This is a genomic window from Haloarcula sp. H-GB5 (assembly GCF_054850705.1).
The window spans coordinates 615,585-633,960 of record NZ_JBTWBG010000002.1 but is presented as its reverse complement, the minus strand read 5'-3'; the positions used below and the strand labels follow the sequence as shown (position 1 = coordinate 633,960).

At 64.4% G+C, this 18,376-nt stretch carries 18 protein-coding genes; 10 read left to right on the top strand and 8 right to left on the bottom strand.

Annotation, left to right across the window (positions count from 1 at the left end; translation table 11 throughout):
* Positions 1–115: 115 nt before the first annotated feature.
* Both ACYJ11_RS11265 and pdhA read right to left on the bottom strand, forming a co-directional pair.
* Entirely contained in the window at positions 116–820 is a 705-nt protein-coding gene (locus ACYJ11_RS11265) for a hypothetical protein (protein ID WP_170098545.1), read from the bottom strand.
* 60 nt (positions 821–880) lie between these two features.
* Entirely contained in the window at positions 881–1,993 is a 1,113-nt protein-coding gene (pdhA, locus tag ACYJ11_RS11260; RefSeq protein WP_461647830.1) for a pyruvate dehydrogenase (acetyl-transferring) E1 component subunit alpha, read from the bottom strand.
* A 413-nt stretch (positions 1,994–2,406) separates the two neighbouring features.
* On the opposite strand from pdhA, the gene ACYJ11_RS11255 reads away from it, so the two are divergent.
* From ACYJ11_RS11255 to ACYJ11_RS11230, 6 genes are all read left to right on the top strand, one after another.
* A complete protein-coding gene (locus tag ACYJ11_RS11255; protein ID WP_170098185.1) occupies positions 2,407–2,823 on the top strand; it encodes a hypothetical protein in 417 nt (138 codons plus the stop codon).
* Positions 2,824–2,887: 64 nt separating this feature from the next.
* On the top strand, positions 2,888–4,012 hold the full coding sequence (locus ACYJ11_RS11250) for a thiamine ABC transporter substrate-binding protein (protein ID WP_461647829.1): 1,125 nt from the start codon (positions 2,888–2,890) through the stop codon (positions 4,010–4,012).
* Positions 4,013–4,024: 12 nt separating this feature from the next.
* Positions 4,025–5,890 carry an ABC transporter permease gene (locus tag ACYJ11_RS11245; protein WP_461647828.1) on the top strand — a complete coding sequence of 622 codons (1,866 nt, stop codon included), beginning with the start codon at positions 4,025–4,027 and terminating at the stop codon, positions 5,888–5,890.
* A gap of 25 nt (positions 5,891–5,915) precedes the next feature.
* On the top strand, positions 5,916–7,022 hold the full coding sequence (locus tag ACYJ11_RS11240; protein ID WP_461647827.1) for an ABC transporter ATP-binding protein: 1,107 nt from the start codon (positions 5,916–5,918) through the stop codon (positions 7,020–7,022).
* A gap of 202 nt (positions 7,023–7,224) precedes the next feature.
* Positions 7,225–8,700, top strand: a complete 1,476-nt coding sequence (arcD, locus tag ACYJ11_RS11235) for an arginine/ornithine antiporter ArcD (RefSeq protein ID WP_461647826.1) — start codon at positions 7,225–7,227, stop codon at positions 8,698–8,700.
* 137 nt (positions 8,701–8,837) lie between these two features.
* A complete protein-coding gene (locus ACYJ11_RS11230; protein WP_461647825.1) occupies positions 8,838–10,661 on the top strand; it encodes an L-aspartate oxidase in 1,824 nt (607 codons plus the stop codon).
* Between the two features lie 36 nt (positions 10,662–10,697).
* Here the strand turns inward: ACYJ11_RS11230 and ACYJ11_RS11225 are convergent, their stop codons facing one another.
* The gene (locus tag ACYJ11_RS11225) at positions 10,698–11,069 is read right to left on the bottom strand and encodes a hypothetical protein (RefSeq protein ID WP_461647824.1); all 372 of its coding nucleotides are present in this window, start codon (positions 11,067–11,069) and stop codon (positions 10,698–10,700) included.
* Positions 11,070–11,190: 121 nt separating this feature from the next.
* Between ACYJ11_RS11225 and ACYJ11_RS11220 the strand changes: the two genes are divergently transcribed.
* On the top strand, positions 11,191–12,318 hold the full coding sequence (locus ACYJ11_RS11220; protein WP_461647823.1) for a CapA family protein: 1,128 nt from the start codon (positions 11,191–11,193) through the stop codon (positions 12,316–12,318).
* A 40-nt stretch (positions 12,319–12,358) separates the two neighbouring features.
* On the opposite strand, the gene ACYJ11_RS11215 is transcribed toward ACYJ11_RS11220, so the two are convergent.
* Both ACYJ11_RS11215 and ACYJ11_RS11210 read right to left on the bottom strand, forming a co-directional pair.
* Positions 12,359–13,078, bottom strand: coding sequence for a DICT sensory domain-containing protein (locus ACYJ11_RS11215; RefSeq protein ID WP_461647822.1), 720 nt, complete (start codon positions 13,076–13,078; stop codon positions 12,359–12,361).
* Between the two features lie 10 nt (positions 13,079–13,088).
* Complete coding sequence (locus tag ACYJ11_RS11210; RefSeq protein ID WP_461647821.1) at positions 13,089–13,469, bottom strand: DUF7344 domain-containing protein; 381 nt, start codon at positions 13,467–13,469, stop codon at positions 13,089–13,091.
* Between the two features lie 97 nt (positions 13,470–13,566).
* Between ACYJ11_RS11210 and ACYJ11_RS11205 the strand changes: the two genes are divergently transcribed.
* Positions 13,567–14,178, top strand: a complete 612-nt coding sequence (locus ACYJ11_RS11205; protein WP_004963147.1) for a translation initiation factor IF-2 subunit beta — start codon at positions 13,567–13,569, stop codon at positions 14,176–14,178.
* Positions 14,179–14,213: 35 nt separating this feature from the next.
* Here ACYJ11_RS11205 and cysK read toward each other — a convergent pair whose 3' ends face one another.
* Entirely contained in the window at positions 14,214–15,140 is a 927-nt protein-coding gene (gene cysK / locus ACYJ11_RS11200; protein ID WP_461647820.1) for a cysteine synthase A, read from the bottom strand.
* A 119-nt stretch (positions 15,141–15,259) separates the two neighbouring features.
* Here cysK and ACYJ11_RS11195 point away from each other — a divergent pair, with 119 nt between their 5' ends.
* A complete protein-coding gene (locus tag ACYJ11_RS11195) occupies positions 15,260–15,385 on the top strand; it encodes a hypothetical protein (RefSeq protein WP_005535496.1) in 126 nt (41 codons plus the stop codon).
* A gap of 8 nt (positions 15,386–15,393) precedes the next feature.
* On the opposite strand, the gene ACYJ11_RS11190 is transcribed toward ACYJ11_RS11195, so the two are convergent.
* Together ACYJ11_RS11190 and ACYJ11_RS11185 are read right to left on the bottom strand one after the other, a co-directional pair.
* Complete coding sequence (locus ACYJ11_RS11190) at positions 15,394–16,095, bottom strand: SOS response-associated peptidase (protein ID WP_461647819.1); 702 nt, start codon at positions 16,093–16,095, stop codon at positions 15,394–15,396.
* 34 nt (positions 16,096–16,129) lie between these two features.
* The gene (locus ACYJ11_RS11185) at positions 16,130–17,779 is read right to left on the bottom strand and encodes a thiamine pyrophosphate-binding protein (RefSeq protein WP_461647818.1); all 1,650 of its coding nucleotides are present in this window, start codon (positions 17,777–17,779) and stop codon (positions 16,130–16,132) included.
* Positions 17,780–17,941: 162 nt separating this feature from the next.
* On the opposite strand from ACYJ11_RS11185, the gene ACYJ11_RS11180 reads away from it, so the two are divergent.
* A complete protein-coding gene (locus ACYJ11_RS11180; protein WP_005535503.1) occupies positions 17,942–18,328 on the top strand; it encodes a hypothetical protein in 387 nt (128 codons plus the stop codon).
* Positions 18,329–18,376: the final 48 nt, after the last annotated feature.

Below are 18,376 nucleotides of genomic sequence, written 5' to 3'. Positions count from 1 at the left end.
TGCGGTAATTCAACTGCTGTACAGCGATTATGCGAAAACGACAGCGCTGGTAGAATTGACGCACTACACGCTCACCAGGCGGAACGCTACCAGAAGGAGTCCAGACTACGCCGGCTCAGAGTTCGACGGTCCCGAGGTCCGATTCCAGTTCGTCGACGTGGTCGTTGTACGCGTCCACGAAGTCTGCGAACTGCGGGGCGTACTCGCGGATGTCGGCGGCCGAGGGCGGTTCGTACTGCGAGAGGAGGTAAAGCCCGTTGCTGCCGCCGACCCGGAGGTACGACGCGCCGTCGGTGTCCCATTTGAGTTCCCAGCGCGTGCCGCCGATTCGGTCGGTGAAGGTCCCGTAGTCGCCGCCCTCGTAGCGCTGGAGTTCCCGGGCGATCTGGTCGCAGATTTCGCGGATGCGGCCGAGGACACGGTCGCGTTCAGCCACGACGCCGTCGGTCGTCGCGATTTCCGGGAACTCGGTCGACACGTCGTCGAGCACGCCGTCGAGCGACGCGACGTAGTCGTTGAACCCCTCGACGAAGGCGTCGTAGTCGGCGAGCGCGGCCGCAAGCGACTCCGGCTCTGGTGGCTGTTTGGTCGAGATGACATACGTATCCGAGCCACGCGACGGCGAGAACCGGAGGTACTCCAGATCACCACCTTCGTACTTCACCGTCCACTCGCCGCGGTCGGTCTCGATGTCCGCCTGTCCGTAGTCGCCGCCCTCCAGTCGAGCGAGCTGGTAGGCGACCTGTCCGGCGTGGTCCCGGACCGCCGCGACCAGTTCGTCACGCTGCTGTGCAACGGCCGTTGCGTCGGCGGGGTCCACCGGTGGCCACTCTGTCACAGTAGACGGAAGCGACGGGACAGCAATAACAGGCTCGGTCGGCTACTCGGACTCCAGTAGCGCGTCGTCACCGTGGCGCTCGCGGAGTTCCTCAAAGTACTCGCGCTGCTCGTCGATGTTCGGCGTCGACTCGGCGTACACGTCGGCGAAGAGGTCTGTCGGGTCGGCGGCGTGGGCCTCCGCGTTGTCGATAATCTCGCCGAGGCGTTCGTCGATGGTGTCGTCCATCACGTCGATTTTCCCGTCGTCCAGCAGATTGCAGTTTCTGAGGAACGCCTCCATGCGGTCCAGTGGGTCGCGTTCGCGCCACTCCTCGACCTCCGCGTCATCCCGGTACACGTCCGGGTCGTCGGCGGTCGTGTGCGCGCCGAAGCGGTACTGGACAGCCTCGATGAAGATGGGTTCCTGTTCGTCGCCGTTTGCTCCCACGGCCCGCTCTCTGGCGGCCTCGGTAACGGAGTATGTCGCCAGCGGGTCCATCCCGTCGACCTGTACGCCGTCGAAGCCGTAGGCGTCGGCTTTCTGCGCCAGCGTCTGGCTGGCGGTCTGGCGCTCCCGCGGAACGGAGATGGCCCACTGGTTGTTGTTGCAAAAGAACACCGTCGGCGTCTCGAACACGCCGGCGAAGTTCATCGCCTCGTGGAAGTCCCCCTCGCTGGTGGCTCCGTCGCCGAAGTGGACAACGCCCGCCCGCTCGTCGCCCTTTTTCTTTGCCGCCCACGACCAGCCGACAGCGTGGGGAAGGTGCGCGCCGATAGAGATGTTCAGCGGGAACACGTTCACGTCGCCGAGAGCGGCGTTACCCGCCTCGTGACCCATCCAGTAGAAGACGTACTCCCAGGGGAGCCCGCGAGCGACGAGTGCACCATGTTCCCGGTACTGATAGAAGATCGTGTCCTCATCGGCCAGTGCGTACGTCGACCCGATCTGTGACCCCTCCTGGCCCGCCAGCGATGAGTAGGTCCCGAGCCGACCCTGTCGCTGGAGACTTATCATCCGCTCGTCGAACCGACGAGCAAAGCGCATATCGCGGTACATCGACACCAGCGCCTCGTCGGACAGGTCCGGAATGAGGTCCGGGTCGACGATATCGCCGTCTGAATCGAGCGCCTGTATACGGTCGTCCAGCGGCCGATTGAGAACGTCCTGTGTCATTTCGTACCCTACACTCGGAGAGGACCGTCAAAAAGCTGTGTTCGGCTCGGGTGGCAGTGTTTCGTGGCGCGAAGCCCTGTTGACCCCTCTGCAGGTGAGGCGTTCTGACCCAGTTGTGGTCAATACAGAGGAACAAGTGACCAACGAGAGGGGTAATCTAACGGGTATAATCAGTTATCTGGATTATCAGTTCCAACTGGTCCCCCGGTTTTTGCGTCGTAGTGTTCCCGGCCGAAAAACCCGCGCAGAGCCATCGTACATCCGATATACGTTCCTACCACGAGAAGGACGAACCCGATAATAACGTCCAAAAGCATACAAAAACGTTCTCTCATCCATCTATAAACCTGTTTGTTCAATATACAGTAGCTACCTAGCGGCTGTGTCAGCACCCCAATCGAGCCCGAGTATTCATGCCAGTTCCGCCCAACGTATTCACGATGCTCGGCAAAGAGGGGCCAGCGGCAGACAGTGAGCGGGTGACGCTCTGGCGGGACCACCACCTGTCACACACCCACGCGGTACTCTGGACCGTCATCCTCGTCGCAACAGTCGGGGATATCCTCCTGACGATGACCGGGCTCACGGTCGGACTACAGGAGGGCAACGTTGTCGTCAGCACGATGCTTGCGGAGTTCGGCTTGGCGGGCCTCTGGCTGGTGAAGTTCGGGGCGATGCTGTGGCTGGTCGCGGGGTGGCGACTGCTTTCTGAGCGCAACGCGACGGTCTTTCTTGCCCTGTTCGCCGTGGTGACACTCGCAGTCGTCGCCTACAACTCAGTCACCATCCTGCAGTACCGCGGAGTAATAACGGCTGCTGCGGGTATTTGAAGGGTTGAAACCTTAGAATTCAGGAACAGCGGGATTAAGTACCACTGGGTGTGACCACGGGGTAATGGATAGACGTTCCTTCCTGACAGCGGCCGGCGCGACGGTGTCAGTCTCGTTTGCCGGCTGTGCCGGGCTGGGTGGCAACGACGAAGCGAGCACCGAAGCGTCGAACACGGACGAGTCAACCGCTTCCGGGACGAGTACCGGCGACGCCGGCAGTGCCGACGAGACGCTGGTCGTCGGGACCTACAGCGCGTTCGTCGACTCGCCGTCGACGAGTCCGGGCGCGTGGGTGAAACAGCGCTTCGAGGAGGAGTTCGACGCCCGCCTGATCTGGCAGACACCGAGCAACGAGGTCAACCACTACATCGAGCGCCGGAACGCCGGCGTCGACATCGAGGCGGATATGTACCTCGGGCTGAACACGGACCACCTCGTCCGGGTCGACGAGAACCTCGACGACGGCCTGTTCGCCGATGTCGGTGACGTGGCCGGACAGGACGACATCAAGCCGGGACTCCAGTTCGACCCCGACGGCCGGGCGATTCCCTACGATACCGGCTACATCAGCCTCGTGTTCGACGGCACATCCACCACGGCACCGGAGACGTTCGACGGCCTGCTGGCAGAGGAACACGCTGGCGACCTCATCACGCAGAACCCTGCCAGTTCAGCGACCGGGCGAGCGTTCCTGCTGCACACGATCAAGCAGTTCGGCCCGGACGGCTATCTGGACTACTGGAGCGACCTGCAGGACAACGACGTTCGGGTGCTTGGCTCCTGGAGTGACGCCTACAGCGCGTGGTCGGGCGGCGAAGCGCCGATGGTCGTCTCCTACTCCACCGACCAGGTGTTTGCCGATCAGAACGACGCGAACATGGAGAAACACCAGATCCGCTTCCTGAACGACCAGGGCTACGCCAACCCCGAAGGGATGGCGGTGTTCGACGGGGCTGACACGCCCGACCTCGCCCGGGAGTTCATGGGTTTCCTGCTGCGCCCGGAGATTCAGGGCGAAATCGCCGTCCGGAACGTCCAGTTCCCGGCGACCGAATCCGCCGAGCTTCCCGAGGACTACGCCAAACTGGCTCAGGAGCCCCCGGAACCGGTCACGTTCGGCTACGACGAACTCAAGGGCTCTGTCTCGGGCTGGATCTCCGACTGGGAACGGCAGTTCGCCGCGAACTAACGACCACGAACTGTGGCCCGAGATCACGACGGCGATGCGAAAGGTGCCGGCAGTGACCACAGCGAAAAGGCGACAGAGACAGCGAGCAGTCTGTCCCGCGAGCGAGGCCGGACCGTCCGAAACACTATCGAACGCCGGGGGATCGTCGGCCTCGCAGTCGCCACGATCGCGCTGTTGCTCGGCATCTTCTACTACCCGGTTGCGACGGTGTTCATCGATAGCGTCCTCGTCGACGGGCGCTTGACGGGGCGGGTGTTCATTTCGATACTGCAGGACCCGTTCTACTTCGGGGAGCCGGCGCGGTTCCTCGCCGGTGAGCCGATAGCGAGCGTCATCGAAGGGGTCCTGTCGCCGGACCGGCGGCTGGGCGTCATCGGCTTCACGGCGTATCAAGCAGCCCTCTCGACGGTCGCCAGCGTCGCCCTCGGCCTGCCGGCGGCGTATCTGCTGGCGCGCTACGAGTTCCCCGGCCGGCGGACGCTCCGGTCGCTGACGATTCTCCCCTTCGTCCTCCCGTCGATAATGGTCGGCGTCGGCTTCGTCGCCACGTTCGGCCAGAACGGGACGCTCAACGCCGTACTCAGGGCACTCGGTCTGGGAGAGGTGAAGCTCCTGTTCACGCTGGAGGCCGTCGTCATCGCTCACGCGTTCTACAACGCGCCCCTCGTGGCGCGGGTGACTACCGCCGCCTGGGAGTCCGTCGACGCCAGCGCGGTCGAGACGGCCCGGAGCCTCGGCGCGAGTCCTTTCCGAGCGTTCCGCGACGTGGTTGCCCCACAACTGTATCCGTCAGTACTGATGGGTGCGGCGCTGACCTTCGTGTTCACCTTCAGCACGTTCCCCATCGTCCTGGCGCTGGGCGGGTTCCGGCTTGCGACCGTCGAGGTGTTCGTCTATCGGCTCATCCGCGACCTGGAGTACGCCGAGGCGGCCGCCCTCGCGCTCATCGAGCTTGGCATCTCGTTGGGCTTGCTGTACGCGTATCTCCGCTACGAGGCCAAGCATACCGTCCGGACGCGGGGGATTCGACCGCTCCCGCGGCGGCCGCTGACACCGCCGTCACTCTCAGTCCGTGAACTGCTCCCCAGAACGGGACTCGCCGTCTACGCCCTCGTCGCGCTGGCGGTGTTCATCGCGCCGATAGCGAGCATGATTCTGGCTAGCTTCAGCGGCCCGGAGGGGTTGACGCTGGCGAACTATCAGTTTCTCATCGACCGCCAGACGACCGGCGCGTCGTTCCAGGTCCAGCCCTGGGACGCCGTCCGGAACTCACTGCTGTTCGGCGTCGCCTCGCTCGCCGTTGCCCTGCCGATGGGTGTCGTCGTGGCCGTCCTCACGACACGGGACTACCGCGGGCGGAAGCTCGTCGACGCCGTCGCGATGGCCCCTCTGGCCGTGTCGGGCATCGTCGTCGGCCTCGGCCTGCTCCGGGGCCTCGTCTTCGGTGTCGAGGTGGGTGGCTCCCGCTTCGCCGTCGGTGGTGGCCTCGCCATCGTCGCCGCCCACGCCGTCGCCGGCTACCCATTCGTCGTTCGGACGGTGGCACCCGGCCTCGAAAGTATCGACCACACGCTGGTCGAGTCCGCCCGCGCGCTCGGCGCGCCGCGTGCCAGAGCGCTGCTGGACATCGAACTGCCGCTCGTGTGGCCAGCCGTCATCGCCGGGGCCGCCTTCGCGTTCGCTATCTCTATCGGAGAGTTCTCAGCGACGATTGTGCTTGCCTCCGGGACGAACCAGTTCACGATGCCCATCGCCATCGAGCGGTTCATCGGCCGGCGACTCGGTCCCGCGACGGCAATGGGGGTCGTCCTGCTCGTGGTCACCAGCGCGAGCTTTTTGCTCATCGACCGGCTGGGGGGTGACGACGTTGGGTTCTAAGGGACCCCGATCAGACAGTGCTGGCGTGAACCGGACCGCCCAGCCGGCCGTCGAACTCGACGGCGTCACCAGACGTTACGGCGAGACGACCGCCGTCTCCGACCTCTCGCTGTCGGTTCAGGACGGCGAGTTCTTCACGCTGGTCGGGCCCTCCGGCTGTGGGAAGACGACGACGCTCCGGCTCATTGCCGGCTTCGAGGCCCCGACGCAGGGCGAAGTCCGGTTCGGCGGCACGTCCGTCACTGGTGTCCCGCCGGAGGACCGCGACGTGGGCGTCGTCTTCCAGAACTACGCGCTGTTCCCCCACATGACCGTCGGGGAGAACGTCGCCTACGGACTCCGATTCGCCGACCCGCCGGGCGGCGGCAGCGCCGAGGCACGGGTGCGGGAGCTGCTTGAGCTGGTGGACCTCGGCGGGATGGCCGACCGGGACCCGGACACGCTCTCGGGCGGCCAGCAACAGCGAGTGGCGATGGCCCGGGCGCTGGCCCCCGGCCCCGACGTACTCCTGCTCGATGAGCCGATGAGCGCCCTCGATGCGAAGCTCCGGGAGCGCCTCCGCGTGCAGGTCCGCGAGATCCAGCAGGAACTGGGTATCACGACGATTTACGTCACCCACGATCAAGAGGAAGCCCTGGCCGTGTCCGACCGCGTGGCGGTCATGCGTGACGGGACGCCGGAACAGGTCGCGCCACCGCGGACCATCTACCGCGAGCCAGCGACTGAGTTCGTCGCCACCTTCGTCGGCGACAACAACGTTCTCAGCGGCGAGGTAACGGCAGTACGGTCGACCGATGCCGCGGACGCTGATAGTGGACAAACCATCGCGGACGTCACGGTCGACAGTACGACGCTCTCAGTGGCCCTGAACGGGGATAGCGATACGGCACCCACCGTCTCACCCGGGGACCGGCTCACGTTCTGCGTCCGGCCGGAACGGCTCGCTGTCGACGCCGATCAAAACACACTGACGGGGACGGTCACAAGTGCGGAGTTCCTCGGAGAGACCACGCGTGTGCACCTCGACTGGGAGGGCCGTGAACTCCTGTTGCGAGCCGAAGACCCGCCGACCGGCACCGTGACAGTCGGCTTTGCCCCGACAGACGCACACATTGTCGACAGACGGTCGTAAGCTACCAATCCACACGCCGACACCGGAATGGAGTCTGTTTTAACCCACCTGTGGTTATCGCCGATATCAATATGACACGCGGTGCCGTCGCAAGTAATCGAAACGGGCGTATCGGAGCGTGTCGACAGGGCTGGCGGGAGTCGGCGTTTCCAGACTGGAGCCACGCCGGAGTCCGGCCAGATAGGCGCGACGGGGGTCAGTGATGGTCGAGTTCGAACCTCGGCTGTTCGACGAGATCGACCCGTCTGAGCGGCCGTCACTGGGTGCCGCACTCGTGCCGATCGCGGGAATGATCGTGTTCCTCAGCGTGGGCCTCATTGCCTTCGACTTAGACCCACAGTTCCCGCTTTTCTGGGGGATTGCCTTCACCGGCCTGTTCGCCCGGTACCATCTCGGGCTCTCGTGGGAAGACCTGTACGACGGCATTGCCAGTAGCCTGCTCATGGGCATGCGGGTAATTCTCATCATGTTCACCGTCTATGCGCTCATCGCATCGTGGATTCAGGCGGGCACGATTCCCAGCCTGATGTACTTCGGGCTGGAGCTGTTCACACCGACAGTGTTTCTCCCGGTAGCGGCGATCCTCTCCGCGATAATCTCCTTCGCCGTCGGCTCCTCGTGGACGACGGCCGGGACGCTCGGGGTCGCACTCATCGGAATCGGGTCGGGACTGGGTATTCCAGAACCGATGACTGCCGGCGCGATTCTCAGCGGGGCCTACACGGGGGACAAGCAGTCCCCGCTCTCGGATACGACGAATCTGGCCGCCGCAGTGACGGACACGGACCTGTACGAGCATATCAACGCGATGCGGGCTGGAACGCTCGTCGCGTTCACGATTGCCGTCCTCCTGTACGCCGGCCTTGGACTGCGGGCCGCCGGAACCATCCCCGCGGACCGCGTTGCGTCCATTCAGGCGGCCATCGAGAGTACGTACGTCGTCTCGCCGCTCGTGTTTCTGCCGGTCGTCGTGACCTTCGGACTCGCGCTGCGTGGCGTCCCCGCACTGCCGACGCTGGGAGCGGGAGTCTTTGCAGGCGTCGGGACCGCGATGCTCGTGCAGGGAACTGGATTCGGTGCAGCTTGGTCAGCGGCGCAGTCCGGGACGGCTCCGGAAACCGGCATGGAGCTCGTGAACGGACTCCTAGAGAGCGGCGGACTGACCGGCGGCGCGTGGATCGTGACGATCGCGATTGCCGCGCTCGCACTGGGCGGCCTGCTCGAACGGGCCGGCGTGCTCGCGGTGCTCTCCCACCATCTCGGGCGACTCTGCCACAGCGTCGCGAGCCTCACGGGCGTCACCGCTGTGTCCGCCGTCTCGATGAATATTCTGGCGGCGGAACAGTACGTGAGCATCGTCGTGCCGGGGATGACACTCGGTAATCTGTACAACGAGCAGGGGCTCAAGAGTCAGAACCTCTCCCGGGCCATCGAAGCGTCGGGAACGACGACGAGTGCGCTTATTCCGTGGAGTAGCGGCGGGCTGTTCATGGCCGGAACGCTCGGCGTCCCGACGCTGGAATACGCACCGTACTACTTCTTCGGCTTCCTCTCGCCGCTCGTACTCCTGTTCATGGGGGTGACCGGCTGGCAGATCGTCTATGCGGACCGAGCCGACAGCGAAGAGCCAGCCACAAGGTCTGGTGGTGCCGGATCGGTGACAGCGGGCGAGGACTAATCGGCTCCGAGTCGCCTGCAGTAGCGAGTCGGTGACTACATCTGGAAGTCGTCTTCTGACCACGTCTGAAAGTCGCTCGGGATCCGCGTGCGCGTGCGCGCGAAGCCCTCATAAGTCTACAGCGCCTACTATTGGTGATGACACCAGAGAAGCCATCCGCTGACGGCGAGCAAGCTGTCGACGGTCGGGCGAGCGACGCGGGCCCGGCGGTCGACTACGAGACGGTGTCGGTCCCAGTGCTGGTCGTCGGCGCTGGCGCTGCCGGGGCGCGGGTCGCCATCGGACTCGCCGAAAACGGCGTTGAGCCGCTGGTCATCGGCAAGCGCGACCACGGCGATGCACACACGACGTGGGCAGCCGGCGGCATTAATGCCTCGCTGGGGTCGCTCGATCCCGAGGACGACTGGACGATTCACGCCGCCGATACGCTGGACGAGGGGCACTTCATCAACGACCCGAAAGCGGTCGAGCTAACGGCCAAACATATGCCCGACCGCATCCGGGAACTCGACGACTGGGGAATGCCGTTTGACCGGACCGAAGACGGGAAGATCAATCAGCGGTACTTCGGCGCGCAGTCGTTCCGCCGGACGTGCTTCGTCGGCGACCGAACGGGGGAGGCGATGCTGGATACCCTCGTCGACAAGGCCCAGAGTCTCGGGATTCCCTACCGCGACAACGTGATGATTACCCGCCTGCTCTCCGACGGCGACCGCGTGTACGGGGCGGCCGGCTACGACATGGAGAGCGGCGAGTTCATCCTCTTCGAGTCGGACCACGTGGTTCTGGCAGCGGGTGGCTCCTCCGCCCTGTACAACCGCCACTCCTCGCGTGATGAGGAGAACAACGGCGACGGCCCGGCGCTGGCACTCCAAGCCGGCGCGTCGCTGATGGACATGGAGTTCGTGCAGTTCCACCCGACAGGAATGGTCGGCGACCGCTACGGCGAGGACTGGGACGGCCGACTCGTCACTGAAGCAGTCCGCGGCGAGGGTGGTCGGCTACTCAACGCCGATGGCGAGCGGTTCATGGAAGAGTACTCGCCGGACCAGATGGAACTCGACGCGCGGGATGTAGTGGCCCGCGCCATCGCACAGGAACTCCGTGAGGGCCGCGGCACCGAGAACGGCGGCGTCTATCTGGACATCTCCCATCGCGACGACGAGTACATCAAATCGCGGCTCCCGCGGATGTACGAGCGGTTCATGGACCTCGGCGTCGACATCACGGAGAAGCCGATGGAAGTCGCACCGACGGCCCACTACTCGATGGGCGGGGTCGACATCGACTTCGAGACCGGCGAAACCGGCGTCGACGGGCTCTATGCCGTCGGCGAGACGGTCGCAGGCGTGCACGGCGCGAACCGGCTCGGCGGGAACTCGCTCGCGGAGACGGTCGCCATCGGCGCGCTCGTCGGCGACCACGTCGCAACGCAGGTGACGAGGGATGAGCGCGACGGTGCACTGCCAGACCGGCAACGCACGATCGCCGAGCGTGAGTTCCGATCGCTACGGGAGCTGGAAGCCTCGGACGGCGACGAGACGCCCGAAGAACTCCTCGCTGACCTCGGCGACCTGCTGTGGGAGCACGCCGGAATTCTCCGCAACGAGGACTCACTGTCGGCCGGGCTCGACGAACTCCGAAACCTCCGCGAGCGGACGGGGAACATCGGCGTCGACGGCGACCGGACCAGCCTGTCGTTCGAACTCGCCGTCGACCTCTCGTTCAGCCTCACGGTCGCCGAAGCCTTGCTGCTGAGTGCACGCGAGCGTGACGAATCCCGCGGCGCACACTACCGCACCGACGCGCCCGACGTGGACCCTGAGTGGCGGCGGAACATCCTCGTGGCCCAGGGTGACACCGGACTCGAACTGACGACCCGCGGCGTCGCCGAGCCGAGCGAGGAAGTCAGTGAGGCAGTCGACGTGGGGTACGAACTCGACTACCACCACCTCGAATAGACCGGTCTGCAACGCGGCCTGCCCGCAGTTGTTTTGTCAGTCCCGGTAAGCGCAGTGGGAGCCGGCGACCTGCTGGTAGAACGTCGGAATCACGTTTGTTCGGAGGTCCGGGTCAGAGTTGTCAGCGAACTCCTGGCGCGTGAACTCCCGCGCGTCTTCGATAGCCGCTTCGACGTGTGGCGGAACGCCGGGTTCGTCAATCGACCCGATGTAGGCCCAGATGAACGCCGCCTCCAGCGTGTCGAAGAACTCCGGCGTCGGTTCGAACGCCGGTTCGCCGTCCGCCGCGATTCGGTTGTACGTCCGGCTAATGAGGACGCTGCCGTCGTCGAGGCCGTGGTCGGCGAACGACTCTGTGGTCGTACACTCCTCGTCCGCGTCGTAGTCACGCGTAGTGTCGCTTGACATACCTTGACAGAGTGGCGGTAACCAAAAGTAACCAGCTAGAGTGTGTCTCGATACGACACACCCCGAATGGCTTTATACGGCACCGAAATTCAAGACGGTCGCAGTCGACAGTGAACCTACTGTGGCTCCGACTCGCCGAACCGTCCTCGCCAGCGGCGGCCCCGCTCTCGGAAGCCTCACCGCAGTTTCGGGCTGTCTGGGTGCTGCCGGCGATGCAGACGTGTCGTGTCCGCCGTCGGTCCCGACAGACGCGTCGCTACGCATCGGGTTCGTCGGCGACGTGATGCTGGGCCGGAGCGTCGACGAACGTTGGCACGATGACTCCGACGGACCGACTGCCGTCTGGGGGTCGATGCTCGGCCGACTACAGTCACTCGACGGGCTGGTGACGAACCTCGAATGCTGTGTCTCGGACCGCGGCGAACCACGGCCCGGCCGGACGTTCCACTTCCGAGCGACTCCCGGATGGGCCGTGGCCGCACTGGACCACGCCGGCGTCTCCTGTGCTGGACTGGCGAACAACCACCTGCTCGATTTCGGACCGACGGCGCTCACGGACACGCCGGCCCATCTCGCCGACGCTGGCATCGCCTCGGCCGGGGCCGGCGTCGATAGAGAGACAGCGTTCGAGCCAGCGGTCGTCGACATCGCCGACCTCTCGGTCGCCGTTGTCGCAGTCACCGATCAGTCGCCCAGCTACGCCGCCGACGGCGACAGCCCCGGCACGGCTTACGCGCCGCTGGACCCGAACCACCCGCTGACTCGCCGCCGCGTCGGGGACGCGCTGGCAGCGGCCCGCGACGCCGACCCGGACCTGCTCGTCGTCACCGCCCACTGGGGGCCGAACTGGGTGACCGAGCCCAGCGAGACACAGCAGGCATTCGCCCGCTGGCTGGTGGACAATGGTGCGGACGTGGTCCATGGCCACAGCGCCCACGTCGTCCAGGGTATCGAGGTGTACCGCGGTCGCCCCATCATGTACGACACCGGCAACTTCGTCGACGACTACGCGATCAAGGACGGTTACCACAACGACCGGAGTTTCCTGTTCGAACTGCACATCGAAGACGGGCGGCTGGCCGCGCTCGAACTCACGCCGGTCGAGAACGCGTATACACAGGTCGGATACGCCGACGACGCGGTGGCTGAGTGGCTTCGTAAGACAGTACGAGAACGCTCTCGGCCCTTCGGAACGACTATCGAGCGCGACGGCGGGGGACTTCGAATCTCGCTCTCTTGTCCGGCATAGCATCCGCTGTGTGTGTTTCTGGGCGGCTCGTCGTCGGCTGCTACTCGTCAACAGCCACAACCGCCGCCATGATCTCGTCGACCAGCCGTGGGTTGTACGTCCAGACGCCCCGAAACGCTCCGTCCTCGGTTTCTTCGGCGACGAGCGCACACTTGTTCTGGTCGTCACCGTCGGCGTCGAACGCCAGCAACCACACCTGTTCGAGTGTGGAGTCTGTGAGCGGATGGAACGAGATTCCGGGAATCGCCGGCGGCTCCCAGTCGTCCTGTCCGTACACGTGGATGTCGAGGTCCGTGTCGCTGCTAAGCGACTCGTATCGGGCGCGCTGCGAGCGGAATATCGACAGTGACTGGAAGCTCACTCGAAGGGTTCCCGCCCCGACGCGGTAGGCCCTGTCTTCGAACTCGTGGGACGTTGCGAGCAACTGTGCCGGCGTGAGCGATGACAGGAGCGTGTTCGCGAGCGCCGAGTGAAGAAGCTGTCTGCCCGGGTCACTGTCAGGGGTTCCGCTGTCGCCGATACCAGCCATCGGATCGCACAGGAACGTCTCCATCGCTGTGAGCGGGACTGCCTCGGCGAACACACCGTCCCGACGGATGACGGCAAACGCGTTCTGGTGTCCGGTCGGGAGTTTCCGCCAAGTGGCGTCGATCCCCTGAGTTGCCAGCCGCTCGCCCACAGTCTTCGTTGCGGGCGGACCGTACACAGTTATCGCCACGTCCGAGTCCTCGAAGCGCCGGAGGAGGGTACGAACTGTCATTGGCCCACGATCAGTCCTCGTGGTCTGTCTCGGCGGCATCCAGATCGGTTATCGTCGCGAGAACCTCGTCCGTAGATGGCGACAGCGAGGCCAGCGTCACGGTCTGCTGGTCAGCATCGTAGGTAACGATGCCAGCGTCATCGAGAACGGGAAGGTGACGGTGGTGGAGCGCAGTGCGGGTATCGTCCCAGTTGCAGGCATCGGTGTTTCGGCCACGCGCACTTGACCAGCCCACGACCACGTCAGTGAGTTCCGAGATTGAGGCCGAGTCGTGTTCGGCAAGGTACGTGTATATCATCCGCCGGGGCTCGGCTGCCAGCACTCGTAATAGCGTATCGAGTCGCTCGGACGAGAGTCCCGGCGTCTCCACAGGCTGTTCGTGCTGATCCATGTCAATTAATTATCCACTCTCGGTATTAATATCATTGGCCAGTAGTTAGTCACAGATGTGACGGAATCCATTTACGTGCCAGCACCGTCTAAAATGTATGAACTACGAGTCCGCTCTACAGCGTGCGTACGACGTGCTACCAGACCAGCCCCGGGAGGCGGGTGAACGGCTCTCGATTCCGGACCCGGAAGGCCAGACAGACGGGGCGTTCACACGCCTGACGAACTTAGAGGCAATCGCCGACGCAGTCTCGCGGGACGCACAGCACCTCCACCGGGCCATCCAGCGCGAGTTCGGGACCAACGGCCAGTTCGACGGCGGCGAAGCCCGCTACAACGGCTCGTTCGACACCAGCGACTTTGAGGCCGCTATTGACGCGTACATCGCCGAGTACGTCACCTGTTCCGAGTGTGGCCTGCCCGACACCGTCCTCAAAAACGAGGACGGCGTCGACATGCTGCGCTGTCAGGCCTGTGGTGCGTTCCGCCCGGTTGCCAAGGGCGCGAGTTCGAACACGCAGCAGGACCGACCGACGCTCGAAGAGGGCGAGACCTACGAGGTCAAGATCACCGGTACCGGCCGCGAGGGCGACGGCGTTGCCGAAAAAGGCAAGTACACCATCTTCGTCTCCGGAGCGCGCGAGGGGCAGGTCGTCGAAGCCTACATCGAGAGCATCAGCGGTACGCTAGCGTTCGGCCGAGTCGCCTGAGGGCTGTTTTCTCCGCCGCGCAACTACGGTTTCGCTTATTCCCAGAGATCCGTCGAGAGATATCGCTCGCCGGTGTCTGGCAGGACGGCGACCACCGTCTCGTCGGGGTTCTCGGTAGCGTACTCTGTCGCCGCGTGGAGCGCCGCACCCGAGGAGATGCCGACCATGATGCCCTCCTCGCTGGCGAGTTGGTGGGTCGCGTCGATAGATTCCGCTTTGCTCGCAGTCCGCACCTCGTCGATAAGGTCACGCCGGAGAATGTCCGGAACGAACCCGGGACCGATGCCCTGGATATCGTGGCTATCGGGCTCGTCCGCCGAGAGCAGTTTGGAGTGTTCCGGCTCAACAGCAACGGAGGTGAGGTCCGCGCCGACTTCCTCCTCGATGTACTCCGAGATGCCGGTGATTGTGCCGCCGGTCCCGACGCCGGCGACGACGGCGTCTACATCGCCGTCGGTGTCGTTCCAGATCTCCGGACCCGTCGTCTCGCGGTGGGCTCGCGGGTTCGCCTCGTTCTCGAACTGCCGAGCGCGAACGGTGCCCGGTGCGTCCGCGAGTTCGTTCGCGCGTTCGATTGCGCCGCTCATCCCGCCATCGGCCGGTGTTAGTTCGAGGTCCGCGCCGAGCCCCGACAGCAACTGCCGGCGCTCCTCGCTCATTGATTCGGGCATCGTCAGCACGCAGTCGTACCCTCGCGCGGCGCAGACGGCGGCCAGCCCGATGCCGGTGTTACCACTGGTCGCTTCGACGACCGTTCCGTCGTCGGGGAGGGCACCGGACTCGGCGGCCGCGTCGACCATGTACAGCGCGATGCGGTCCTTCACCGAGTAGGGGTTCGCCGCTTCGACCTTGCCGAGCAGATTGTCCGCAAAGCTATCGAGACAGACCAGCGGCGTGTCGCCGATGAGCGCAGTCACACTGGACGCGACAGTACCGTCATCTCGCTGGGCATACGACTGCATACACCGGGAGAAGACGATTGATCCCCGTAACAGGGTTCCCCGAATACTGCGGGTCGAATACATTCACTCGGTTCCGAGTCTCCAGAAGCTTATGTTGTCTCCATCCAATCGTCTCAGTAATGCCTGAGATTACCGTCTCTGAGGGGCTGTACCGACAGCTATCCGCCGCCGAAGACCAGGTCGAGGAAGACACGCTCTGGAAAATGCTGCACCAGTTCAAGCGCCAGAATACGCCGAGCGAGTAACGCCATCGCTACCCGACCGGTTCGATGAGTTCTGGCGAGTCATTAGCAGGACTGTTGACCGCTGACGAAACCGGATAGGTCTGCATAGGTCCGTCGAACGGGTCGAGCAGCGCCGACACATCGTCAGCGCTACCCTGGAGCCACGTCGACTCCTCTGATGGGTCCAGAATGACGGCCATCCGGTGATGGAGGTCGGCGACGGCCTCGTTCGGTTCGGTCGTCACAATCGTGAACGACTCGACGGTATCGTCTTCTCCACCCGAATCGCCGCTACTTGCGCCGAACTCGCCCAGCCCGGTCTGGCGCTGTGGCGGCTCCCACCGCTCGTATAGTCCCGCCATCGCGAACAGGTCGTCGTCCGGCAGCGCCACGCGGTACGGTTGCTTGCCGTCGCTCGTCTCGACCCACTCGTAGAACCCATCAGCGGGGACCAGACAACGCCGGGACTCGTAGGCATCGGCGAACGAACGTTTCTCCGCCAGCGTCTCGGCGCGGGCGTTGATGTGTCCGTGGTCCGTTCGGCTGTCGGCCCAGGTCGGAATCAGTCCCCACTCCATCCGCTGGATTGTGCCTGGCGACTCGCCAGTGATGACCGGTAAGTCCTGGCTCGGGGCGGCGTTGTATCGGGGCTCGTAATCGAAGGCAAACTCGGCGTCGAACCGCGTCTCAATTTCCTCGCGAGGGGAGAACAAACTGTAGCGGCCACACATAACCTGTGTTTGGCGTTCCCGCTGGATAAACCCACTACTCGCGCATCCACTCGCTTGCCTGTGGCTCCGTCGGGTCGGTCCTGACCTCAACGAGCGTCGGCGCGTCCGTCTGAACTGCCTCTCGAACCGCCGTGCGGATTTCTGACGGTGTGTCGGCTTGCATGGCTTCCATCCCCATCCCGGCAGCGACGGTTCCGAAATCGATCGGCGTCTTGTCCCACCCGTACGCCTGCTGGTCGAGGTCGTAGCTTCGCCCGGCCTCCTCGCTGATAATCGCGTAATCGTCGTTGTTGAGGACGACGACGGTGATCGGGAGGTCTTCAGCGACCGCGGTATGAAGCTCGTGAACGCACATCATGAGGCCGCCATCACCGGTCAGCGCAACGACGGGCGTGTCCGGGTTCGCTAGCTGTGCCCCAATCGCCGACGGCAGTCCCGTTCCCATCGTCGCCCACGACCCGGGGTTGACGTAGCTGCGTGGTCCGTGCGCCGCAAACGTGTTCAGCGCCCAGACGCGGAATCCCCCGGCGTCGACGGCTGTGATAGCATCCGAAGGAAGCGCGTCTCGAAGGATCTGCAGCACATGGACGGAGGTCAGCGGCGGTTCCGAGTCCACGAGCGGTTCGATACGGCGCGCCGTGGCATCACGGACAGCCTGTGCGCGTTCAGTGCCGTCCGTCTTCGAGGCGGGAGCGGTGTCAGCCGCCGCAATGCTGTTCTCAATCGCCGCCACCGCGTCCGCGGCATCTGCGAGGATGCCGACGGTCGGGTCATAGCCCGTGCCGAGGTCGTCAGCGTCAATGGTGACCTGAATGAGTGTCTCGGGCAGTTCGACGGACCACCCGCGTGTCCCGTGGGCGTCGAGGTCTGAACCGACGGCGAGCACAGCGTCAGAATCGGCGAGACAGTCCAGTAGCTCCGGACTCGCGCTGCCGGCCAGCACGCCGGCACTGAGGTCGTGATCTTCTGGGAGTACGCCTTTGCCTTTGTACGTCGTCACGACGGGCGCGTCGAGTCGCTCGGCAAGGCTTCGGAGCGCCGCCGTCCCACCCGACGCTCGCATACCACCACCGGCCAGAATAAGCGGCCGCTCGGCCGTGAGCAGGTGCTCGGCGGCTGTCGAAACCTCTTGCTCCGGGACGGTGCTTGCGGACGGAGCCGACGGTGTGCTTGCACCGGCGAGCGGGACATCCATCTGTAAATAATTCTTCGGAAGCCCGACTCTGACTGGGCCCTTCGGGGGTGTTTGAGCGACCTGTACCGCCCGGTCGATTGTCGCCGCTGTCGTTTCGGGATTTTTCAGCAGTATGTTCTCTTTGACGACGTTGTCGTAGGTGTCCGGTGGGGTTTCGTGGATCGCATCACCACCCCGGAGCGCCGGCTCCGTTTCGATGGCGAAATGCACCAGCGGCGTGCAGTCGTTCAGCGCGTTTTTCAGGCCGTTCATCGCGTTCATATCGCCCGGGCCGGGGACGACAACGGTGCTCGCTATCTCCCCGCTCGTCTCTGCATAGCCCCAGGCCTGATGTGAGACCGCAGTTTCGTGTCGTGCCACGACGAAGCGGATGTCGTCCCGGTTGCCGATGGCCTCGTTCAGCGGGAGGGACTGCTTTCCGGGGATTCCGAAGACGGTATCGATACCGTTCGCGACGAGACGGTCTACCACCGCCAGACTAACGCGCATACTGATTCCTCACTCCGAAGACAATTCACTCTCATGACTTTAGTTCGCCACCGGTCATGCTAGACCCGAGACCACGTCGGGCCGCCACAGTCCCAAGAGTATTGGTACCAAGCCCTGCATGGCCCGCGAATTTAAATCCGAAAGCGCCCAACTACGTGACAGATGACCACGGACCCCTCGTTCAGCATCCCCGCACACCCACAGCGGCGCTTTCCCCACGGAAGCGGGGTCGAATACGAGGGCGGGACGGAGTTCCGACTCATCCCGGAACAGGAGCAGGCGACGCCGGACCTCGCCGAGACAGTCGTCGATATCCTCGAGGCTGGACCGTACCGCTTCGGTGATTTCCACGACCTGCCGATGCCGCTGTGGCTGGTCCGCGACGAGGAAACGACCGACGTGTTCCGCGTCGCGGTCCGCGACGGGACGGTCCGACTGCACGTCCTGCCGACCACTGAGTCCGACGGGCTACAGCGCTTCTTCGATCGCTTGTGTGAGACGGGCGGAGGAGAGTCGTGGGCGGTGCAACGACACGTCGACGGGCAGTAGCTGGCCGCCGGGGTCACGCAGACCCAAAACCGTCTTACACACCTGCCT